Raw genomic sequence first — 20,616 nt, forward strand, 5'->3', positions numbered from 1 at the left:
GGACATGACAAACACGTCTCCAGTAGCAGTCATCACCGGCGCCTCCCAGGGCATCGGAGCGGCGCTCGTCGCCGGATACCGCCGGCTCGGCTACGCCGTCGTCGCCAACTCGCGCACCATCTCCCCCAGTGCCGATCCCATGGTCCTGGCCGTGCCGGGCGACATCGCCCAGCCGGGCGTCGGGGCCGACCTCGTCGACGCCGCACTCGCCCGTTTCGGGCGGGTGGACACCGTCGTCAACAACGCGGGCATCTTCATTGCCAAACCGTTCACGGAGTACACAGACGCCGACTTCGACGCGGTGGTCGGGGTGAACACCCGAGGGTTCTTCGAAGTCACCCGCGCCGCCGTCGCGGCGATGCTCGAGCACGGTGGGCACGTCGTGAACATCTCGACGAGCCTCGTCGATCAGGCCGACAAGCAGGTCCTGTCGGTCCTCGCGTCCTTGACGAAAGGAGGACTGGACGCCGCGACCAGATCGCTGGCCATCGAGTTCGCCGAGCGGAGCATCCGGGTCAATGCCGTGGCCCTGGGCACCATCGACACACCGATGCACGATCCGTCGACGCACGACTTCCTCGCCGCGCTGCAGCCGGTCGGCCGACTCGGAACCCTCGACGATGTGGTCGACGCCGTGATGTATTTGGAGAAGGCAGGATTCGTCACCGGGGAGATCCTGCACGTCGACGGAGGACAGAGTGCCGGACACTGACGACGACACTGACCATGACATCCTGCGCGCCGTCCTCGACGAGTGGCAGGCCGGGATCGACGCACACGATGCCGATCGGGTTGCCGCGGTGTTCTCCGAGGACGCTGTCTTCCAGGGGCTGGCCCCCTACACGGTGGGCCGCGACGGGGTGCGGCGCTACTACGACGGGCAACCCTTCGGTATGACGGTCCGCTACCGCGTCGACGAAGTCCGTCGCCCCGCCGAGCGGGTGGTGCTCGGCTACGGCTCCGCCGACTTCCACCGGCCCGACGGCACGGTGGTCGCGCTGAGGCTCGGTGTGGCGCTGACCCTCGGGACCGACGGCTGGCGTATCCAGCAGTACCAGGTCAGCGCACCCCCGGTGTGACCGGCTGGTACTGCTGTACGAGCTGCACCCGCGAGGACACACCCAGTTTCGCGTAGACGTGCGTGAGATGGGTCTGCACCGTGCGCGGTGACACGAACAGCCGCTTGCCGATGTCCTTGTTGGTCAATCCTTCTGCGACCAGACGGACCACGTCGACTTCGGCACGGGTCAATGCCGACCACCCGGACGACGCACGACGGCGACGCCCGCGACCGCGCAACGCATAGGCGATGATCTCATCGGGCGTCAGGGCCATCCCTTCAGCCCACAATGTGTCGAACTCATTGTCAGACAAGGTCTCTCGACACGCCTGCTCGGCGCCCTCGAAGTTGGGCCGAAAGTGCGGCCAGCGGACTTCTCCCGACCGCTCACGCGCCCCGTTCGCACCACCCAGCAGTCGAACAGCCACCGTCGACTCCCCGTTGTCGGCGAGCACGCGGGCCAGACACTCCAGTATGTCGGGTAAGCGCAGATAGGCCCGGAACGACGCCACGACGGTCAGTGCAGCACAGAGGTCGTCGAGGGCACTAGCCGGCCGGCCCTCCGCGAGGGCGATCAGCGCACGTCCCAGCAGTGCCGGCGCCTGGAAGTAGCCGGGAACGCAGGCGACCGCCTCATCCACCCACCGACGGGCGGCGGCGACGTCGCCGGTGGCGAGCAGAGCCAACGGCATCGGATTGGCAGATCGAACGTAGGCCTCCCGCAGTGGATTCGTATTGGCCCACGCGGTTTCGCAGGCCTCCAGAGCTCTTTCACCGTCACCGGTGAGCAGTGCGATCTGCGCGTCCACGGTGTAGACCGTGTCAGCGAAGAGGCCCCCGGCGTCCTGCGACGCCGCTATCGCCTCCGCCGCGATCGCGGATGCGGTGTAGCGGTCACCGGCGTGGCTTGCAAGCCCAGCCCGCCCGACGAGCCAGAAGAGCTTTGTGACCGGGTCCTCGCAGGCGACACCGGAATCGAACTCACCGAACGCAGACTGCGCCTCGGCCAGCCTGCCCTGATGCCAGAGCGCCACCCCCAGCCAGATGCGGCCGTGCGCCGCGAAGAAATGGTCGCCCACGTCCTCCGCCGCCACCGCGCCCGCCACCGCGGCTTCTTCGGCTGCGACGGGATCGCCTGCGAAGACTTTGGTGATGGCCTCCATGATGCGGATGGGGCCGATCTGTTCTCGGTGACCAGAAATCTCGGCCAGCTCGGTCGCTTCGGTGAGGCACGCGTGCGCCCGCGCGAGGTCGTAGAACGTCACCATCCCGCAGGCCAGCAGAGCGCGTGACACCAGGGCGGCATTGCCGAGGTCACGCGCACAAGCCAGCGCCTCCCATGCACGCTCCTCGTCGACTGGCACGGCCACCGCGGCAGCCAAGATGGCGTGATCCACGACGCCGCGCACCCACAGGTCGGCGGGCACCGCGCCCCGACAGAGCGGGTCCTCGAGCAAGGCGGTCAGCGCAACCACCCCCTCGTTCTGTCGCCCGCGGCGGAACCACAGGTCGTGCAGGGAGGTCACCAGTTCCAGGCTCGCGACGAAGTCGTGGTTCTCGCGGCTCCACATGAAGGCCGCCCGCAGGTTGTCGATCTCACGCTCCGCCCACGCGATCAGCTGCAGGCGTCCGGGGGCATCGGTCGACTCGAGATGCTTTGCCACGGAGGAATAATGGTCTCGATGCCGTGTCCGGACGCTGTCCGCTTCACCGGACTCGCCGAGCTTTTCGAGTGCGTACTGGCGCACCGTCTCGAGAAGCCGATAGCGCATCGCACCGTCGTTGTCTTCCGCGATCACCAGCGACTTGTCCACCAGAAGCGACAGCAGATCCAGCACGTGCACGCGCTCGATGCCAGAGTCGACGCCGCCGCCCGCACCCACTGCCTCTGCCGCATCGAGGTCGAACCCGTTCATGAACACCGAAAGCCGCTGCAGCAGGGTGCGTTCCAGATCGGTCAACAGTGCATGCGACCATTCGACAGACGCTCGCAACGTTTGCTGACGTCGTACCGCCGAGCGCGCGCCGCCCGTCAGCAGCCGGAACCGATCGTGGAGGCCGTCCCGGATCTGCATCGGAGTGAGTGTCCGGACACGTGCGGCCGCGAGTTCCACGGCCAGTGGCATGCCGTCGAGGCGGCGGCAGATCTCTGTCACCACATCCGACGAACCCTCGACGAGGCGAAAGTCCGGTCTCGCCCGTTGTGCGCGGTCGACGAACAGCTCCACCGCTTCGGTGTCGAAGGGCAACGAGGGGACGCGCCACACCACCTCGCCGGTGAAGCCGAGGGGTTCGCGACTGGTGGCCAGGACCGTGACGCCTGGGCAGCGCTCGATGAGCGTGGCCACCAACTCGCTGCAGGCGTCCAGCAGATGCTCGCAGTTGTCGAGGGCGAGCAGTATCCGTCGCTCACCGCAGAACGTGACGAGGGTGTCGGCGGCCGAGCGGCCAGGCTGATCGGGTAGACCCACCGTCCGCGCGACCGCCAGCGGCGCAACGCGAGAATCGGTCAACGACGCGAGATCCACCCACCACACGCCGTCGGTGAACACCGGCACGACGTCTGCTGCGACCTCGAGGGCGATCCGCGTCTTCCCCACCCCGCCGGCGCCGGTCAACGTGACGAGTCGGTTGCTCGTCACGAGATCGACCACTTCTGCCTTTTCGCCACTCCGGCCGACAAAAGTCGTCAGGGGTCTGGGGAGCCGCTGGGATGTGCTGGTGGTCGCACGCAGGGGCGCGAACTCGTTGCACAGGTCGGGGTGGCAGAGCTGGATGACCCGCTCGGGGCGAGGAAGGTCGCGCAGCAGGTGGGTGCCCAGATCGTTCAGCCAGACACCGGCGGGCAGGTGATCGACGACCATCGCTTCGGTTGCCGACGAGATGACCGTCTGACCACCATGCGCCAGATCTCGCAGGCGGGCGGTGCGATTGATGGTGGGCCCGACGTAGTTTCCTTCGTCGCGCAGTTCGACCTCACCGGTGTGCACACCGATGCGGAGCCGCAACGGCGCCAGCGGTGCGCGCTGGAGGTCCACCGCGCAGGCGACGGCGTCGCTGGCCCGGTCGAACGCGAGGACGAAGCTGTCACCTTCCCCCTGCTCCACCGGTCGGACGCCTCGATGAACACCGGTGAGGTCCCGCAGCACCTCGTCGAGCAGGGCGATCGCCGGTTTGATCTGGTCGGGCTGGGTCTCCCAGAGCCGTGTCGACCCCTCGACGTCTGCCAGCAACAGCGTCACGGTTCCGGTCGGCAGCTCGGTCACGCCAGGTTCGCCCCACTCAGTCGCGCTCATGCTAATCAGCGTGTGACGTCTGTGCAGGGCTTTACATCAGCATAAGGGCGTATATCTAGCGCACGTCGCGGGCTGCGGCACGGCCGGCGGCGCGTCCGGAGAACACGCAGCCGCCGAGGAACGTGCCCTCCAGCGAGCGGTACCCGTGCACCCCGCCGCCGCCGAAACCGGCGGCCTCACCGGCGGCGTACAGCCCGGGCACCGCGGCGCCGTCCGCCCCCAGGGCCCGGGAGTCGAGATCGGTTTGCAGGCCGCCCAACGACTTTCGGGTCAAAATGTGCAGCTTCACCGCGATCAGCGGGCCGGCCTTGGGGTCGGTCAGCCGGTGCGGCGCGACGACGCGGCTCACCCGGTCGGGCAGGTAGGCGCGCGCCCCACGGATCGCGGTGATCTGGCTGTCCTTGGTGAACTTGTTCGTCACCTCCCGGTCGCGTGCGGTCACCTCGGCCTCGACCGTCGCGAAGTCCAGCGGCACCACGTCGGGCACCGCGTTCATCTTCGCCACCAGCTCACCCAGCGTGTCGGCGGTGACGAAGTCGACGCCCTTGTCGACGAACGCGTGCACCGGCGCGGGGCCCTTGCGACCGCGCTCGAGGACCAGGCGCACGCTGCGACCGGTCAGGTCCGGATTCTGCTCCTGCCCGGAGAGGCCGAACTCCTTGTCGATGATGCGCTTGTTCAGGACGAACCAGGTGTAGTCCTGTCCGGTCTGGCAGATGTACTCCAGCGTGCCGAGGGTGTCGAAGCCCGGATACAGCGGGACCGGCAATCGCCGGCCAGTGGCGTCGAGCCACAGCGACGACGGGCCGGGCAGGATGCGGATTCCGTGGCGCGCCCAGATCGGGTCGTAGTTGGTGATGCCCTCGGTGTAATGCCACATCCGGTCGCTGTTGATCATGTGGGCGCCGGCCGCCGTGGAGATCCCGAGCATCCGCCCGTCCACGTGCTCGGGCACACCGCTGAGGAGCTGCTCGGGGACCCGACCCATCCGGGCCGGCCAGTTCGCCCGCACCAGGTCATGGTTGCCGCCGATGCCGCCGCTGGCGACGATGACCGCCTGGGCGCGAAATTCGAACTCGCCAATGCTGTTTCGTGACGACGGGGCGCCACGTACCGCGGATGACGGCTCGAGCACCGCGCCGCGCACACCGACGACGGCACCGTTCTCGACGATGAGCTCGTCCACGCGGTGACGGTGGGCGAAACGCACCCGCGGCCCGGTGAGCCTGTGCGCGAAGATCTCGACCAGACCGGGCCCGGTGCCCCAGGTGATGTGGAAGCGGGGCACGGAGTTGCCGTGGCCTTGGGCGCCGTAGCCGCCGCGCTCGGCCCATCCGACGAGCGGGAAGACCTTGAGCCCCCGGTCTCCCAACCAGCGGCGCTTCTCGCCGGCTGCGAAGTCGACGTAGGCGTGCGCCCACTGCTTCGGCCAGTGGTCCTCGGGGCGGTCGAAGCCGGCGGTGCCCAGCCAGTCCTGCAGCGCCAGCTCGTGACTGTCCCGGATGCCCAGGCGCCGCTGCTCGGGACTGTCGACGAAGAAGAGCCCGCCGAAGGACCAGAACGCTTGGCCGCCGACGTTGGCGGCGTTCTCCTGGTCGACGATGAGCACGCGACGGCCCCGCTCGACCAGCTCGCATGCCGCGACCAGACCAGCAAGGCCGGCGCCGACCACGATGACGTCAGCATCATCTGCCATGCGGCCAATGTAGCGAGCGGAACCCCTCAGGCGGCGTCGGACAGCGCTTCCGGGGTGCGCCACGCGTACACAGTGGGTGCGCAGCCGTGCATCAACGCCAGGTCGGCGGCGTCGAGCATGGCCTGTCGGGGACCGGGCCGGCGCAGATGTCGCGCGGCGACCGCGACCCGGACGATGCCGCCTCGGCGCGCGGTGCGCTCGGCGGCGAGCACGACGGTGCGGCACCACCACGGTTCCGTCAGGAATCCCTCACCGATGCCGAGCACTCGCCCTCGTTCCGTCGTACCGCGGACCAGATCGGTGATGCCGCCCAGCCCTGCCATCACCCGAAATCCATTGCGCGGCAACGCGGTTATGGCACCGTCGGAGACGTTCCAGCCGGGCGCGGCGAACAATCGGGTGCGCAGCCCGAGATGTTCGAGGACCCGGTCGGCCGCCATCAATCTCAGGTTGGCTTCGTGCGCGGGCAGCGTCGCGAACTCCCCGCGCCGCGCTTTGGTGGCGGCCTCGTCGTAGCCATGCAGCACGATCGCGTCACCGGCGTCACGGCGCCGGCCGAGCCATTCGACGGTACTGGGATCACGGTCGAGCCGGTACCCGCCTTTCAACCGTGGCGCCACCAGAAACGATGCCGGCACGCCACGCCGCGCGAGCTGCCCGTGGAATGCCGCGACGTCGTCGATGGTGCGGTCGCTGGCTCCGGAGATCGAGACGATCAGTTGTCCTGCCACTGCAGCAGTGTCGCAACGTCAGGTGTCACGATGGACAACTCCACGACTCGTGTTGCTGAACTATGGCGGCTACCCGAGGAGGCGCTCGATCGCCGCGATGACCTCCGGCGCGTCGGGTGCGGTGCGTGGCCGGAACCGTGCGACCACCTCGCCGCCGGGCGCGAGCAGGAACTTCTCGAAGTTCCACTGCACGTCACCTGCCTCGCCGCTGCCGTCGGGGGTCTCGGTCAGCGTTGCGTAGAGCGGATGCCGGTCGGGCCCGTTGACGTCGGTCTTGGCCAGCAGCGGGAACGTCACACCGTACGTCGTCGAGCAGAACGTCTGGATCTCTTCGGCGGTGCCGGGCTCCTGTCCCATGAACTGGTTGCAGGGCACCCCGATCACCGTCAGACCGCGGTCGCGGTAGTCCTTGGCGAGTTGCTCCAGAGCGCTGTACTGCGGCGTGAGGCCGCACTTGGAGGCGACGTTGACCACCAGCGCGGCGCCGCCGGCCAATTCACCCAGCGTGGTGGTTTCGCCGTCGAGAGTGGTGAGGGCAGTGTCAGCAATGCTCATGGAGCCGACGCTACGTCGGCTCCCCGTAATCCCGCCACATCGAGCATCCACGCGTACTGGAATGCGGTCTCCTTCCAGCGTTCGTAGCGTCCGCTGATGCCTCCGTGACCGGCGTTCATCTCGGTCTTCAGCAGCACGCGGGCTCCGTCGCTGTCGGGGTCGAGCTGCGCGTGCCGCAGCGCGGCCACCCACTTCGCGGGTTCGACGTAGTAGACGCGGGTGTCGTTGAGCGACGTCATCGCCAGGATCGCGGGATAGCGCTTGGCTTCGACGTTCTCGTACGGCGCGTAGGACTTCATGTACCGATAGACCTCGGCATCATCGAGGGGGTTGCCCCATTCGTCCCACTCGGTGACCGTCAGCGGTAGCGACGGATCGAGGATCGTGGTGAGCGGATCGACGAACGGCACGGCGGCCAGGATGCCGGCGAACAGGTCGGGCGCCATGTTGGCGACCGCGCCCATCAGCAGGCCTCCCGCGCTGCCGCCGTAGGCCACCATCGTCTCGGCTGTCGTGACGCCTGTGTCGACGAGATGCTGTCCCGCCGAGATGAAGTCGGTGAACGTGTTCCGCTTCTCCAACAGCTTGCCGTGCTCGTACCACGGCCTGCCCAGTTCGCCGCCGCCGCGTACGTGTGCGACCGCGTACACCATGCCGCGGTCGAGCAGTGAGAGCCGGGCGATCGAGAACCGCGGGTCCTCGCACGATTCGTAGGCGCCGTAGCCGTAGAGCAGCAGCGGTGCGGGCGCGCTGACACCGACCCGGTGGATGATCGACAACGGCACGCGCGCACCGTCTTCGGCGATCGCCCAGTCTCGGCGTTCGACGTACTCCTCGGGCCGGTAGTCGCCGAGCACCGGTTGCTCGCGCAGCAGAACTCGCTCACCGGTGGTCAGGTCGAGGTCGTAGATCCGTACCGGCGTGACGAACGATGTCGACCCGATCCGCAAGCGCGGCGCCGACCAGTTGGGGTTGGCGGACAGCCCCACCGACATCAGTTCGGAGTCGAAGCTCACCTCGCGCGCCTCACCGTAGCCGCGACCCCGTAGGGGCCACAGTTGAATCCGCGGCAGCGCCTCGCTGCGGTAGCTCACCACCAGCAGATCGGCGAACGCGTCGACGGCATCGAGGCGGACATCGTCACGATGTTCGATCAGGGTGCGCGTGGCCGACAGGTCGGCGACTGGCGCCTCGACAAGAGTGAAGTTCTCCGCACCGTCGTTGTGCAGGATCAGGAACCGGTCCTCGTCGGCGACGACGGCGTGTTCGACGGAGTACTCGACACCGTCGCGACGGGGCCACACGATGGTGAAGTCCGCGTCCGCGTCGGCCGCGTCGGCGTAACGCATCTCGGAGGTGATCGCGCTGCCCGCCGCGATCATCACGTACCGGTTGCTGCGTGTGCGCCCGCAGGCGACCCAGAACCGTTCGTCCGGTTCGTGATACACCTTCTCGGCGGGCAGGCCGGCGCCCAGCCGGTGTCGCCACACGGTGTCGGGCCGCCATGCGTCGTCGACGGTCACGTAGTAGACGGTCTTGTTGTCGGCAGCCCAGGTGGCCCCGGCGCCGATCCCGACGATCTCATCGTCGTAACGCTCTCCGGTCCGTAAATCCTTGAACCGCAACGTGTATCGCTCATCCCCGACGACGTCGACGGAATAGGCGAGCACGTTGCCGTCGACGCTGACGCTGGCGGCACCGAGGGAGAAGAAGTCGTGCCCTTCGGCTTCAACGTTCTCGTCGAGCAGGACCTGCTCCCCCGGGATGTCGGCGTCTTCGGTCAGGTGCGGCGGCGTCCAGTCGTCAGGATCGGTGACAGGGCACCGGCAGTGCACGCCGTACTGCTTGCCGGCGAAGCTGCGTCCGTAGTACCACCAGTCGCCGCGCCGCGTCGGCACCGACAGATCGGTCTCCTTGGTGCGGGCCTTGATCTCGTCGAAGATCGACTGCCGCAGCGGAGCCAGATCTGCGGTGACGTGCTCGGTGAAGGCGTTCTCCGCTTCGAGGAGGTCGATCACCTCGGCGCTGTCCTTCTCCCGCAGCCACTCGTAGGGGTCGACGAACACGTCACCGTGGTGCTCTCGTCGATGCTCGACACGTTTCGCCACCGGCGGCTTCACCGCTGTCCTCCGATCCAGTCCGCGAAGCTTCGACCCGAAATGCGTTCGTAGGCTTCGATGTATCGTGCTCGGGTCGCCTCGACGATGTCCGACGGCAACGGCGGTGGCGGTCGGTCGCCGTGCCGGTCCCATCCCGAGTCCGGGCCGGTGAGCCAGTTGCGGACGAATTGCTTGTCGAAACTGTTCTGCACGGCACCTTCGGTGTAGTCGTCGGCGCGCCAGTAGCGCGACGAGTCGGGGGTGAACACCTCGTCGGCGAGGGTCAGCACACCGTCGGCGTCGACCCCGAACTCGAACTTGGTGTCGGCGACGATGATGCCTGTGGTGAGTGCGTGCTCGGCGCCGTGGCGGTAGGTCTGCAAGGTCAGGTCGCGCAGCTCCTCGGCCCGTGCGCTGCCGACGAGGTCGACGACGTCGTCGTAGCTGATGTTGACGTCGTGGTCGCCCAGGTCGGCCTTGGTCGCCGGGGTGAACAGCGGCTCGGCGAAGCGGCTGGCCTCCATCAGACCCGGGGGCAGGTCGATCCCGCAGACGCTGCCGGTCTTCTGGTAGTCGATCAGCCCCGAGCCGGTCAGGTAGCCACGCGCGACGGCCTCCACGGGCAGCATGTCGAGTTGGCGCACCAGCAGCGCGCGGCCCAGCACGTCCTCGGGGATCCGCGGATCGTCGGGCGGGCCGGCGAGATGGTTGGGTACCGGCAGGAAGTCGAAGAAGAACACGCTCATCGCGGTGAGGATGCGGCCCTTGTCCGGGATCTGACTGTCGAGGATGTAGTCGTAGGCCGAGATGCGGTCGGTCGCGACGAACAGCAGGTGTCCCTCGTCGACCCGGTAGAGCTCACGAACCTTGCCGCTGGCCAGGTGCTGGTAGTCGGACAGAGCGGGACGCATCGGGTCAGCCTATCGGGCCATCGTGGGCGCTCTGTGTGCTGTGATCGATCGCATGAAATCGCGGTGGGTTCCCTATGCCACGACGCCGGCGCGGCTGCTGCGGCAGTTGTTCAGCGACGTCGTCATCGTCGCCTGGACCACCGTCTGGGTGTTCGTCGGCCTGGCGGTGCACTCGGCCGTGGCGGTGATCGCCGAGTTCGGCTATCAGGTGCAGAGCGGCGCCAACGGTGTGGCGGGCAATCTCGACTCGGCCGGCAACAGCGCCGGCGACGTGCCGCTCATCGGCGACTCGCTCGCCAAACCGCTCAGCGCGGCCGGTGACGCCGCCAGGGAGATCGCCGGGGCAGGCCAGTCGCTCGGTGTGACCGCGGGGTGGCTGGCCTGGCTGTTGGCGCTGGCGGTGGCCGCTCCCCCGATCCTGGCGCTGATGATGCCGTGGCTGTTTCTGCGGGTGCGGTTCTTCCGTCGTCAGTGGACCGCGGTGACACTGGCGTCGACGCTCGCCGGCGAGGAGCTGCTCGCGCTGCGGGCGCTGGCCAACCGTCCGCTGCCCAAGCTCGCGGCCGTCACCGCCGACCCGGTCGGTGCGTGGCGCAGCCAGGATCGGGCGGCGATCCGCGGGCTGGCGGCCCTCGAGTTGCGGGCGACGGGCATCCGGGCCACGAGCTTTCGAGCCCCGGATTAACGCAGGAACCGGCGCAGCGTCGCACCGAACGGATGCCGCACGGTGAGGGAGCCGAACCGCACCTTGCCCGTCACGACGAGATGCAAACCGGTCGCCGTCGGGGCGGTCGGCACCTTCACCGACAACGACGAACCGACGTTGTTCACGGCGTTGAGGTCCGCGGTGGCGCCGTCGGGCAGGATCATGTCGGTGGAGCTGCAGTAGTCGTCGACGTCGATGCGCACCACCGGACCCGGCACCACGGCGGAGGTGAAATCGAGCGTCGTCGAACACATCCGGGTGATCACTCGAAGATGCGGCGGCACGGTCCACTGGCCTTTACGGGTGATGCTCGACATCCAACTGCGCACCTCCTCGGGTGCTGACGCCGGCACCGGTTGACGCCGCACGTGAGGCAGGTCCGCGATCACCGTGTCCAGTTCACCGCGGGTGCGAGCGGCCAGCGCGACATCGGCGCGCTCGCTGTATTCGTCGAGTGTCAGCATGCCGTGGCCCACCGCCTGCTCGAGGATCTGCATCACCGCAGTGCGATCGGCGTCGGACGCTCTCATGTCCGGAGTCACTACTCCATCACTACCATCAGGTGCCGCAGACCTGTGTGCCGGTTGCTTCTCGTCCACTCCGCCGGCGCGGCCAGCCGCATGGCCGAGAACCGGCTCAGCAGTTCGGAGAAGATCACCCGCAGCTCCAGCCGGGCCAGGTTGGCGCCCAGGCAGTAGTGCACGCCCTGCCCGAAACCCAGGTGAGGGTTGGGTTTTCGGGCCACGTCGAACCGGTCGGGGTCGGCGAACACCGCCGCGTCGCGGTTGGCCGACCCTTCCCACACCAGAACCTTCTGCCCGGCGTCGATGTGGTGATCACCCAGTGTCGTCGGTCGGGTCGTGGTGCGGCGCTTCGACGGCGAGGGAGAAGTCCACCGGACCATCTCCTCGATCGCCGTCGGCAGTGCGGCCGGCTCGGCATGCACGGCGGCGTACGCGGCCGGGTTCTCGATGAGCGCGAGCAGCCCGCCGGCGATCGCGTTGCGGGTGGTCTCTGCCCCGGCGCTGAAGAGCAGGCTGAAGAACAGATAGCTTTCCAGGTCGGACAGCTCGGGGTCGGTGGAGTTGACCACCACCGACAGCATGTCATCGCTGGGCGCGGCCCTTTTCGCGGCGATCAGCTCCTGACCGTAGGCGAACATCCGGGAGCCGGCCTCCTCGACGGAGAGCCGTGAGATGGTGGCGCTGCGGGCGTCGCCGAAGTCGAAGCTCGGTTCGATGGCTTCGAACAACCAATGCCGTTCGGTCTCCGGCACGCCCAGCAGGATGCAGATCATCTGCATCGGGATCTCGGCCGCGATCTCGGTGACCACGTCCACCGGCTCGCCCGGCCGGACGGCGTCCAGCAGCCGGCGAGCCCGCACCCGCAGGTCGTCCTCGACGCGTCGGATCATCCGCGGCGTCAAGCCGGAACTGACGAGACGGCGCACCGAGGCGTGGCGCGGGTCGTCCATCATGTTGAGCAGCTGACCGGCGATCGGCAGGTCCTGCAGGAGGGTGCCGCCGAAGGGCCGGTCACCACCGGTCACCGACGAGTAGGTGTCCGGATCGCGCAGCACGGCAAGGGTTTCCGCATGGGTGGCCACCGACCAGAAACCCTCGCCGTCGGGGGTGTTCTCGGTCGGCGGGTGCCAGTACACGGGGGCGTGCTCGCGGTGGCGCGTGAACAGCTGGTGGGGAAAGCCCGCGGCGAAGTTGTCGAGATCGGTGAGGTCGATCCCGCGCCACCCAGAAGTCGAAGCGTCCGCGGGTGCCGTCACAGAATGGCGCCCGAGGTGTAGTCGGCCGCGCCCGGATAGCGCGCGACGAGATCGTCGACGGCGGCGATGACCCGGTCCACCTGATCGGCGGCCGCGCCGGTGAAGGCCGCCTTGTCGGCCAGCGCGCCGTCGAGGGCAGAGCGGTCCAGGGGCAGCCGCGGGTCGGCGGCCAGCCGGTCCAGCAGGTCGGGTTCCGCGCCGCGCTCGCGCATCGCCAGCGCCACCGCGACGGCGTGCTCCTTGATCACCTCGTGCGCGGTCTCGCGGCCCACGCCGGCGCGCACCGCGGCGATCAGGATGCGCGTCGTCGCCAGGAACGGCAGGTAGCGGTCGAGCTCGCGCTGGATCACCGCCGGGTACGCACCGAATTCGTCGAGCACGGTGAGGAACGTCTCGGTCTGCCCGTCGATGGCGAAGAACGCATCGGGCAGCGCGACACGGCGTACCACCGAGCAGAACACGTCACCCTCGTTCCACTGCGCGCCGGCCAATTCCGCGGCCATGGAGGCATATCCGCGCAGGATCACCTGCAGCCCGTTGACCCGCTCGCAGCTGCGGGTGTTCATCTTGTGCGGCATCGCCGACGAGCCCACCTGGCCGGGCGCGAAGCCTTCGGTGACCAGTTCGTGGCCGGCCATCAGGCGGATGGTGTGCGCGAACGACGACGGGCCGGCGCCGAGTTGCACGAGTGCGGACACCACGTCGTGGTCGAGGGAGCGCGGGTACACCTGGCCGACGCTGGTCAGGATGTCGGTGAAGCCGAGGAACTGTGCGACCCGCGTCTCGAGGTCGGCCAGTCGGGCGGTGTCGCCGTCGAACAGGTCGAGCATGTCCTGGGCGGTGCCCATCGGCCCCTTGATGCCGCGCAACGGATAGCGGGCGATGAGTTCGGAGATGCGGCGCAGTGCGACCAGCGTCTCCTCGGCGGCGGAGGCGAACCGCTTGCCCAGCGTGGTGGCCTGGGCTGCGACGTTGTGGCTGCGGCCGGCCATCACGAGGTCGCGGTAGAGCGCGGCCCGCTCGGCGAGCCGGGCGGCGACGGCGATGCCGCGCGCATGGACGAGTTCCAGCGACCGCCGGATCTGCATCTGTTCGACGTTCTCGGTGAGGTCGCGGCTGGTCATGCCTTTGTGCACGTGCTCGTGGCCGGCGAGTGCGTTGAACTCCTCGATGCGGGCCTTGACGTCGTGGCGTGTGACCCGTTCCCGCGCCGCGATGGAGTCGAGGTCGACGTTCTCCAGGACGCGCTCGTAGTCGTCGACCACACCGGCAGGGACCTCGACGCCGAGTTCGGCCTGCGCCCGCAGCACGGCCAGCCACAGCCGACGCTCGGCGACGATCTTGGCTTCCGGCGACCAGATCGCGACCATCTCCTCGCTGGCGTAGCGATGGGCCAGGACATCGGGAATCGACGCGCGGTTGCTCACGGCCCAACAGCCTATCGGGCACAGTAGGGGCCATGTATTTCGTCGGTCTGGACCTGGCGTGGGGCCAGCGCAAACCCACCGGTGTCGCCATCGTCGACGACGCCGGCAGGCTGGTGGCGGCGTCGGCGGCCACCGACGACGCGAGCATCCGCTCGATGGTCGCGCCGTATGTGGGGGGCGAGTGCGTGGTGGGCATCGACGCTCCGATCGTGGTGCGCAATCCGACCGGCCAGCGGCCGGCCGAGCGGGCGCTCAATGCCGACTTCGCGAAGTTCCAGGCCGGCGCGCATCCGTCGAACATGGGCAAGCCGGAGTTCGCGGACGGGACGAGGGCGGGGCGGCTCGCCGAGGCCCTCGATCTGGACATCGATCCGCGCGGCCACGCGCCGCGCCGCGCGCTCGAGGTGTATCCGCACGCGGCCACGGTGGCGTTGTTCCGGCTGGGCCGCACGCTGAAATACAAGGCGAAGCCCGGCCGTTCGGTGGCGCAGCTGCAGGCCGAGCTGCTGCGGTTGATGGATCTCGTCGAGGGGCTGGCGACCGCGGAGCCCTCGCTGCGAGTGGCGGACTCCCCCGACTGGGCGCGGTTGCGGGTGAACGCCGAAAGTGCCGAACGCAAAAGCGAATTGCGTCGCGTGGAAGATCCCGTCGACGCCGTCGTCTGCGCCTACGTGGCGCTCTACGCCGCCCGCCGTCCCGAGGGGTTGACCTTCTACGGCGACGCCGAGACCGGATGCATCGTGACGCCGACGTTGCCGTCGGACCTGACACCCGCCCCGCCCGAGCCGACACCCGGGGTTGTGCACGAGGCGATCGCGACCTACACGCAGCGGCGCCCGCAGCTGGTGGCTTCCACCACGCGGTACCTGACGATGGTGACGGCGCTCCTCGACGACGCGGGCATCGACTATCTGAGCGTGACGGCGCGCACCAAGTCGGTGGCGTCGTTCGCCGCCAAGGCCGACCGGCACGTGGACGGGCGCCGGCTGTACGCCGATCCGCTCTCGGAGATCACCGATCAGATCGGCCTGCGGGTGATCACGTATCTGCGCGACGACGTCGCCGCGGTCGCGCGTCTGCTCGGCCAGGAGATGCAGCTGCTCGACGATCGCGACATGGGGGTGGAAACCGCCAGCGAGGGCCGGTGGGGGTATGCCAGCCGGCATCTGCTGCTGGCCACCGAGGGTGAGCAGCAGCCGGCATCGGTGCAGGTGCGCACGATCCTGCAGCACGCGTGGGCGGAGTTCGAGCACGACGTCCGCTACAAGGGCTCGATCCCCGAGGAGGACGCCCCCGACCTGGATCGGCGGTTCACCCTCGCCGCGGGCCTGCTGGAGCTCGCCGACCGCGAGTTCTCGGCGATCCGGGAGCGGCTGCGGTCGACCACGCCGGCCGAACGGCCGCAGAGCGCCGGTGAGGCGGGCATTCCGACGCCGGTGCTGGCCACGTATCTCGCCAACCGCTTCCCCGACGCCGGCTGGTCACGCACCGACCACTACGGCTGGATGGCCGGCCTGCTCCTCGATCTCGGCATCGACTCGATCGACGAGGTCGACGCTGCGCTGGCCAGGGTCGACACCGACGCGGTCAACGCCGCGATGGACTATCGCTTCCCGCCGGGTGCGGTGCGGCGTCTCGATGACGCACTGCTCGCGGCGTACGGCAGGCGCTACATCGACCTGCCCGGCAATTCACATCGAATCCAGTTGCTGGAGAACAGGTCCGAACGTCTGACCTGAGGCGCTCACACCGCGAGCATGCCGCGCAGCCAGTCGTGGAAGGCTCCGATGTGGTGCTCGCTGGGCACCAGCACGCCGCCGGCGCGGTACACCCGCGAATTCATCGCCGGCTGGCACCGTTCGGCTGCTTCGAAGTCCTGGCTGTTGACCCGGTGGAACAGTTCCACCGAATGGCTGACGTCACGACCCGATTCGACGACGTCAGGCAGGTACAGCCAGTCGCACTCGACCACGGTGCGGTCGGCGGCCACCGGGAACATCCGGTGCACGATCACATGGTCGGGCACCAGATTCACGAACACCTGCGGCCGCACCGTGATCGCGTAGTAGCGGCGGTCCTGCTCTGGTGTGACGCCGGGGATGTGATCCAGACCTTCGGAGCCGTCGATCGTGAAACCCTGGACCTCCTCGCCGAATTCGGCGCCGTGTCCGACGTAGTACTGGGCTGCGTAACCATCGGCGAACTCGGGCAGCACCTCGGTCAGTTCGGGGTGGATGGTGGCACAGTGGTAGCACTCCATGAAGTTCTCGACGATCAACTTCCAGTTGGCCTTGACGTCGTAGACGATGCGGCGGCCCACGCTCAGCTCGGCGATGCCGTAGCCGTCGATCGACTCCAGGTCGCCCAGGCGATCGACGATCTCCTGCATCACCGTGCCCTCGAAGGACGGCGGCTCGTCGGCCAGACACACCCACACGTATCCCAGCCATTCGCGCACGGCGATCTTTCGCAGCCCGTACTCGACCCTGTCGATGTCGGGCATCTTGGTCAGGTTCGGGGCGGCGATGAGCTTGCCGTCCAGATCGTATGTCCATGCGTGATAAGGACATTGGAATGCCCGTCGCACCTCGCCGCTGTGCTCGGTGCACAGTTGAGCCCCGCGGTGACGGCAGACGTTGAAAAACGCGTTGACCGCTCCCGTGCGTGATCTGGTGACCAGGACGCTCTCACGGCCCACCTGGACCGTCTTGAAGGCACCGGGCTTGTCCAGATCCGAGGAGCGCACCACACAGAACCACATGGCCTCGAAGATCTTCTGCTGCTCGAGCGCGAAGACCTCGGGGTCGGTGTAGTAGTGGCCGGCCAGCGTGGAGATGAGGCTCTCGGGTAGTTGAGGCGCCGCTTCGAACGTGGTCATGGGACTCCTGAGAATGAGGCGGGACTGCAAGTATCAGACGGCAACCGGAGGTGCCGCGAGTTGGCGGCGCCACCGGGTGAACAGCTTGGGCTGGTCCACGCCGAGCACGGCGACCAGCTGCCCGGCACGCCGGTAGGTGGCGAGGAAACTGCCGCTCTCGCAGCTGCCCACTTCGATGGTGACCTCGTCGTCGGGAAGTGCGTTGCCCGCGAACTGGATCCGCGAGCCGTACTGATCAGACCAGAAGTACGGCGCCTTGACGGCGGTGCCGCAGTCGAGCCCGCCTGACAGGAGCGCGGCGACGGCGATCGCGGGCCGCTCGAGTGCGCCCGTCCAGTGCTCGACGCGACGCGCGACGCCGGTCGACGCGTCGTGCCAGGCCGCGCAGTCACCGACTGCGACGACGTTGGGGATGTTCGTCTGGCCGCTGGGGCCGCAGATGACGCCGTTGCCGAGGTCCAGGCCGCTGCCCTGGAGCCATTCGATGTTCGGGATTCCGCCGATGCCGACGACAACGACGTCGGCCGGCAGGTGGCGACCGTCGGCCAGGTCCACTCCGGTGACCCGGTCCACACAGTCGGAGTCGCGCGGCGCGCGTTTCTGCCCGGTCAGGCCCGCCACCCCGACGCCGCAGATCAGTGTCGTGCCGTGGGCGGCGTGCGCCTGCGCGACGACCGCGCCCAGGCGCGCGCCGAGTTGCACCTGCAACGGTGTCGGCGCGGCCTCGACGACGGTCACGTTCATACCGAGTTTTCTTGCGGTGGAGGCGACCTCGGCTCCGATGAAGCCCGCGCCGATCACGACCATCTGACCGCCTGGTCGCAGTTCCGAGCGCAGCGCGATCGCGTCGTCGATGGTGCGGATGACATGGATTCCGGCCATCGCCTCGCAGCCGGGCCAGCGCCGGGCGCGCGATCCAGTGGCGATCACGAACCCGTCGGCGTGCACGCGGCGTCCGTCGGCGAGTTCGACGGTGTTCGAGGTGGTGTCGAGTGCGGTCGCGGCCGAGCCGAGCAACCACTCGGCGGCCAGGTCGTCGGTGTCTTCGAGGCTCAGGTCCTCCTCGGTCACGACGCCGGCGAGGAAATCCTTCGACAGCGGCGGGCGGTCGTACGGCCGCCGGGCCTCGTCGCCGATGACGGTGATACGGCCCGTGAACCCTTGCGCGCGCAGGGCTCTGACGGCCGACAGGCCGGCCAGCGATGCTCCGATGACGGCGATGTGCTGCATCATTGCCCCTGGCCGAGACGCGCGCGGATGTCGGGCGGGAGGTTGGGCTTCTCGGTGCTGAGCTCGACGCGGATCATGCCGTCGTCGATGACGACGGTGTGGGTGCGCACGGGCAGTTTGGCGGGAGGCGCGTCGACGGCCCCGGTACGCAGGTTGAAGCGCGACGCGTGCAGCGGGCATTCGACCTCACAGCCTTCGAGCCATCCGTCGGCCAGTGAGGCATCCTGATGCGAGCACGTGTCGTCGATGGCGAAGACCTCGCCACTTTCGGTGTGGAAGACGGCAATCGGCGGGTCCGCGACGACGCGGACCGACTCGCCCGGCGGCAGGTCGGAAAGCGGGCAGACGTCGAGCATGTGTTGCCTTCCTGTTTCGGTTAGATGACGCGTATTAAGGAACGCAATTCGTAATACGCAACAGTGTGTGGGCCGTCACAGACCTTGTCAAGCCGAACGGGGGCATCTCTCACTGTGAGTTTCCTGACCCTCTTCCGACGATGAAAGCACTGGTCGCCGCATCATGCGGGCCATGCGGCGACCAGTCCCGTCGACACTCGTTCTAGGGGGTCGGGTCGGGAACCCGCGTCTCGTCGGGGACGGCCGTTTTCTCCAGATCGGCCATCATCGGATCTCGCGTGACGTCGAGGAACAACGACACGCACATGCCGATCATCACGAGCACGAACGGCGCGGCCACGATGATCGTCATCGTCTGCAGGCCGTTGAGCGCGTCGTTGCCGCCGGCCCACAGCATCAGCACGGCGACCGCACCGGTGCTCAGGCCCCAGAATGCGACCACCCACCGCGAGGGATACACCGAGCCGCTCTGCGAGAGCGTGCCCATCACCATCGACGCGGCGTCGGCACCCGAGACGAAGAAGATCGCGACCAGCGCCATCACCAGGAGGGAGGACAGACCGGCCAGGGGCATGTGGCTCAGCAACCCGAACAGTGTGGACTCGGGCTCGCCGCTGCCGAAGATGTCCTCACCGTCGCGCTGCAACCCGATTCCCGCTCCGCCGAAAATGACGAACCACAGCAGGCTGACGGTGGTCGGGATCAGGATCACGCCGACGACGAACTGCCGGATGGTGCGGCCCCGGCTGATCCGCGCGAGGAACATGCCGACGAACGGCGTCCAGCTGATCCACCACGCCCAGTAGAAGATGGTCCACGAGGAGAGCCACTTCTCGGTGTCGCCTCCGGCTTCGGCGGAGCGGGCCGACATGGCCGCGAGATTGGCGAGATAGTCACCCAGCGCCGTCGGCAGCAGATTGAGGATCAGCACTGTGGGGCCGACGACGAAGACGAAGACGGCCAGGATGAGCGCCAGCACCATGTTGATGTTGGACAGCCATTGGATGCCGCGCGACACTCCGGAGACCGCGGACGCGACGAAGGCGAGGGTGAGTAGCGCCACCACGGCCACGAGCAGCAGCGTGCCCGCCTTGCCGACCCAGCCGAGAACCTCGATGCCCGAACCGATTTGGAGTGCACCGAGGCCGAGCGACGCCGCGGTACCGAACATGGTCGCGAAGATCGCGAGGATGTCGATGGTCTTGCCGACCGGCCCTTCGATGCGTTTGCGGCCGAAAATCGGGATGAATGACGCGCTGATCAGCTGGCGACGACCCATGCGATAGCTGCCGTAGGCAATGGACAGGCCGACCACCGCGTACATCGACCACGGGTGGAAGCCCCAGTGGAACAGGGCCGTGGCGAGCGCGGTGCCGGCCTTGGAGTCGGCCAGCCCGGGCGGCGGGTTGACGAAGTGGGTCAGCGGTTCGGTCACGCCCCAGAAGATCAGCCCGATCCCCATGCCCGCACTGAACATCATCGCGACCCAGCTCACGGTGTTGAACTCGGGCTTCTCACCGTCTTTGCCGAGCGGAATCCGGCCGTAGCGGCTCAGCGCCAGCCAGGCGGCGAACAACACGAAACAGCTGGCGGAAACGATGAACACCCAGCCCATGTTGCTGACCACCCAGCTCAGGATCGCCGACATCGTCGCGCTGAACGGCGCGGGGGCCAGCAGACCCCAGGCGAGGATGGCGACGACGATCAGTGCCGTGACGCCGAAGACCACCTTGTCGGTGACCGGCGGCCGCTGACACAGTGGGACCTCGTCCTCGTGACCGGGAGGTATCGGCGCACCGGGCCCCGGAAACGTGTGGTGCAGCTTGGCTTTCAGCTCGTCAGCGTCGAGCTGATGTTCATGTTGTGCAGTCACCTTTGTCACTCCCGACCA

At 68.1% G+C, this 20,616-nt stretch carries 17 protein-coding genes; 4 read left to right on the forward strand and 13 right to left on the reverse strand.

Annotated features, from left to right (window positions below):
* Nucleotides 1-4 precede the first annotated feature (4 nt).
* Both ACZY1G_RS08750 and ACZY1G_RS08755 read left to right on the forward strand, forming a co-directional pair.
* The gene (locus ACZY1G_RS08750) at nt 5-712 is read left to right on the forward strand and encodes an SDR family NAD(P)-dependent oxidoreductase (protein ID WP_463822140.1); all 708 of its coding nucleotides are present in this window, start codon (nt 5-7) and stop codon (nt 710-712) included.
* The gene (locus tag ACZY1G_RS08755) at nt 699-1,079 is read left to right on the forward strand and encodes an SgcJ/EcaC family oxidoreductase (protein WP_463822141.1); all 381 of its coding nucleotides are present in this window, start codon (nt 699-701) and stop codon (nt 1,077-1,079) included. Before ACZY1G_RS08750 ends, ACZY1G_RS08755 begins: the two co-directional genes overlap by 14 nt.
* Here the strand turns inward: ACZY1G_RS08755 and ACZY1G_RS08760 are convergent.
* The 6 genes from ACZY1G_RS08760 to ACZY1G_RS08785 all read right to left on the reverse strand — a co-directional run bounded on the left by ACZY1G_RS08760 (nt 1,060) and on the right by ACZY1G_RS08785 (nt 10,348).
* Nucleotides 1,060-4,356 carry a helix-turn-helix transcriptional regulator gene (locus tag ACZY1G_RS08760; protein WP_463822142.1) on the reverse strand — a complete coding sequence of 1,099 codons (3,297 nt, stop codon included), beginning with the start codon at nt 4,354-4,356 and terminating at the stop codon, nt 1,060-1,062. The two genes, ACZY1G_RS08755 and ACZY1G_RS08760, sit on opposite strands and share 20 nt — an antisense overlap.
* 55 nt (nt 4,357-4,411) lie before the next feature.
* Nucleotides 4,412-6,052, reverse strand: coding sequence for an FAD-binding dehydrogenase (locus ACZY1G_RS08765; RefSeq protein ID WP_463822143.1), 1,641 nt, complete (start codon nt 6,050-6,052; stop codon nt 4,412-4,414).
* Between the two features lie 26 nt (nt 6,053-6,078).
* On the reverse strand, nt 6,079-6,783 hold the full coding sequence (locus tag ACZY1G_RS08770; RefSeq protein WP_463822144.1) for a DUF2334 domain-containing protein: 705 nt from the start codon (nt 6,781-6,783) through the stop codon (nt 6,079-6,081).
* Between the two features lie 69 nt (nt 6,784-6,852).
* Complete coding sequence (locus ACZY1G_RS08775) at nt 6,853-7,338, reverse strand: glutathione peroxidase (RefSeq protein WP_463822145.1); 486 nt, start codon at nt 7,336-7,338, stop codon at nt 6,853-6,855.
* Nucleotides 7,335-9,458 carry a S9 family peptidase gene (locus ACZY1G_RS08780; protein ID WP_463822146.1) on the reverse strand — a complete coding sequence of 708 codons (2,124 nt, stop codon included), beginning with the start codon at nt 9,456-9,458 and terminating at the stop codon, nt 7,335-7,337. The genes ACZY1G_RS08775 and ACZY1G_RS08780 overlap by 4 nt, the downstream gene beginning before the upstream one ends.
* Nucleotides 9,455-10,348 carry a phosphoribosylaminoimidazolesuccinocarboxamide synthase gene (locus tag ACZY1G_RS08785; protein WP_463822147.1) on the reverse strand — a complete coding sequence of 298 codons (894 nt, stop codon included), beginning with the start codon at nt 10,346-10,348 and terminating at the stop codon, nt 9,455-9,457. Before ACZY1G_RS08785 ends, ACZY1G_RS08780 begins: the two co-directional genes overlap by 4 nt.
* Before the next feature lie 52 nt (nt 10,349-10,400).
* Here ACZY1G_RS08785 and ACZY1G_RS08790 point away from each other — a divergent pair, with 52 nt between their 5' ends.
* Nucleotides 10,401-11,033 carry a hypothetical protein gene (locus ACZY1G_RS08790; protein WP_463814993.1) on the forward strand — a complete coding sequence of 211 codons (633 nt, stop codon included), beginning with the start codon at nt 10,401-10,403 and terminating at the stop codon, nt 11,031-11,033.
* Here ACZY1G_RS08790 and ACZY1G_RS08795 read toward each other — a convergent pair.
* The 3 genes from ACZY1G_RS08795 to purB are packed head-to-tail and all read right to left on the reverse strand — an operon-like array spanning nt 11,030 to nt 14,261.
* The gene (locus ACZY1G_RS08795) at nt 11,030-11,584 is read right to left on the reverse strand and encodes a DUF1707 SHOCT-like domain-containing protein (protein ID WP_463822148.1); all 555 of its coding nucleotides are present in this window, start codon (nt 11,582-11,584) and stop codon (nt 11,030-11,032) included. The two genes, ACZY1G_RS08790 and ACZY1G_RS08795, sit on opposite strands and share 4 nt — an antisense overlap.
* A gap of 11 nt (nt 11,585-11,595) precedes the next feature.
* On the reverse strand, nt 11,596-12,834 hold the full coding sequence (locus ACZY1G_RS08800; protein ID WP_463822149.1) for a cytochrome P450: 1,239 nt from the start codon (nt 12,832-12,834) through the stop codon (nt 11,596-11,598).
* The gene (gene purB, locus ACZY1G_RS08805) at nt 12,831-14,261 is read right to left on the reverse strand and encodes an adenylosuccinate lyase (protein ID WP_463814990.1); all 1,431 of its coding nucleotides are present in this window, start codon (nt 14,259-14,261) and stop codon (nt 12,831-12,833) included. The genes ACZY1G_RS08800 and purB overlap by 4 nt, the downstream gene beginning before the upstream one ends.
* A gap of 32 nt (nt 14,262-14,293) precedes the next feature.
* Here purB and relZ point away from each other — a divergent pair, with 32 nt between their 5' ends.
* Entirely contained in the window at nt 14,294-16,000 is a 1,707-nt protein-coding gene (relZ, locus tag ACZY1G_RS08810; RefSeq protein ID WP_463814989.1) for a bifunctional ribonuclease/(p)ppGpp synthase, read from the forward strand.
* A gap of 5 nt (nt 16,001-16,005) precedes the next feature.
* Here the strand turns inward: relZ and ACZY1G_RS08815 are convergent, their stop codons facing one another.
* The 4 genes from ACZY1G_RS08815 to ACZY1G_RS08830 form a co-directional block, all read right to left on the reverse strand.
* Entirely contained in the window at nt 16,006-17,139 is a 1,134-nt protein-coding gene (locus ACZY1G_RS08815; protein WP_463822150.1) for an aromatic ring-hydroxylating oxygenase subunit alpha, read from the reverse strand.
* A gap of 33 nt (nt 17,140-17,172) precedes the next feature.
* Nucleotides 17,173-18,372 (reverse strand): NAD(P)/FAD-dependent oxidoreductase, encoded by a 1,200-nt coding sequence (locus ACZY1G_RS08820; RefSeq protein WP_463814987.1) that lies wholly within the window; start codon nt 18,370-18,372, stop codon nt 17,173-17,175.
* Complete coding sequence (locus tag ACZY1G_RS08825) at nt 18,369-18,725, reverse strand: bifunctional 3-phenylpropionate/cinnamic acid dioxygenase ferredoxin subunit (RefSeq protein WP_463822151.1); 357 nt, start codon at nt 18,723-18,725, stop codon at nt 18,369-18,371. Before ACZY1G_RS08825 ends, ACZY1G_RS08820 begins: the two co-directional genes overlap by 4 nt.
* A 202-nt stretch (nt 18,726-18,927) precedes the next feature.
* Entirely contained in the window at nt 18,928-20,514 is a 1,587-nt protein-coding gene (locus ACZY1G_RS08830) for a BCCT family transporter (RefSeq protein WP_463815785.1), read from the reverse strand.
* Nucleotides 20,515-20,616 lie beyond the last annotated feature (102 nt).

This window comes from Mycobacterium sp. IDUB_5 (assembly GCF_055419565.1).

What these genes read in the sequence shown, in the direction of transcription:
- ACZY1G_RS08750 (WP_463822140.1), top strand. Translation starts at nt 5, where the DNA reads ATGACAAACACGTCTCCAGTAGCAGTCATCACCGGCGCCTCCCAGGGC.
- ACZY1G_RS08760 (WP_463822142.1), bottom strand. Translation starts at nt 4,356, where the DNA reads ATGAGCGCGACTGAGTGGGGCGAACCTGGCGTGACCGAGCTGCCGACC.
- ACZY1G_RS08765 (WP_463822143.1), bottom strand. Translation starts at nt 6,052, where the DNA reads ATGGCAGATGATGCTGACGTCATCGTGGTCGGCGCCGGCCTTGCTGGT.
- ACZY1G_RS08775 (WP_463822145.1), bottom strand. Translation starts at nt 7,338, where the DNA reads ATGAGCATTGCTGACACTGCCCTCACCACTCTCGACGGCGAAACCACC.
- ACZY1G_RS08785 (WP_463822147.1), bottom strand. Translation starts at nt 10,348, where the DNA reads ATGCGTCCCGCTCTGTCCGACTACCAGCACCTGGCCAGCGGCAAGGTT.
- ACZY1G_RS08790 (WP_463814993.1), top strand. Translation starts at nt 10,401, where the DNA reads ATGAAATCGCGGTGGGTTCCCTATGCCACGACGCCGGCGCGGCTGCTG.
- ACZY1G_RS08795 (WP_463822148.1), bottom strand. Translation starts at nt 11,584, where the DNA reads ATGAGAGCGTCCGACGCCGATCGCACTGCGGTGATGCAGATCCTCGAG.
- relZ (WP_463814989.1), top strand. Translation starts at nt 14,294, where the DNA reads ATGTATTTCGTCGGTCTGGACCTGGCGTGGGGCCAGCGCAAACCCACC.
- ACZY1G_RS08815 (WP_463822150.1), bottom strand. Translation starts at nt 17,139, where the DNA reads ATGACCACGTTCGAAGCGGCGCCTCAACTACCCGAGAGCCTCATCTCC.
- ACZY1G_RS08820 (WP_463814987.1), bottom strand. Translation starts at nt 18,372, where the DNA reads ATGATGCAGCACATCGCCGTCATCGGAGCATCGCTGGCCGGCCTGTCG.
- ACZY1G_RS08825 (WP_463822151.1), bottom strand. Translation starts at nt 18,725, where the DNA reads ATGCTCGACGTCTGCCCGCTTTCCGACCTGCCGCCGGGCGAGTCGGTC.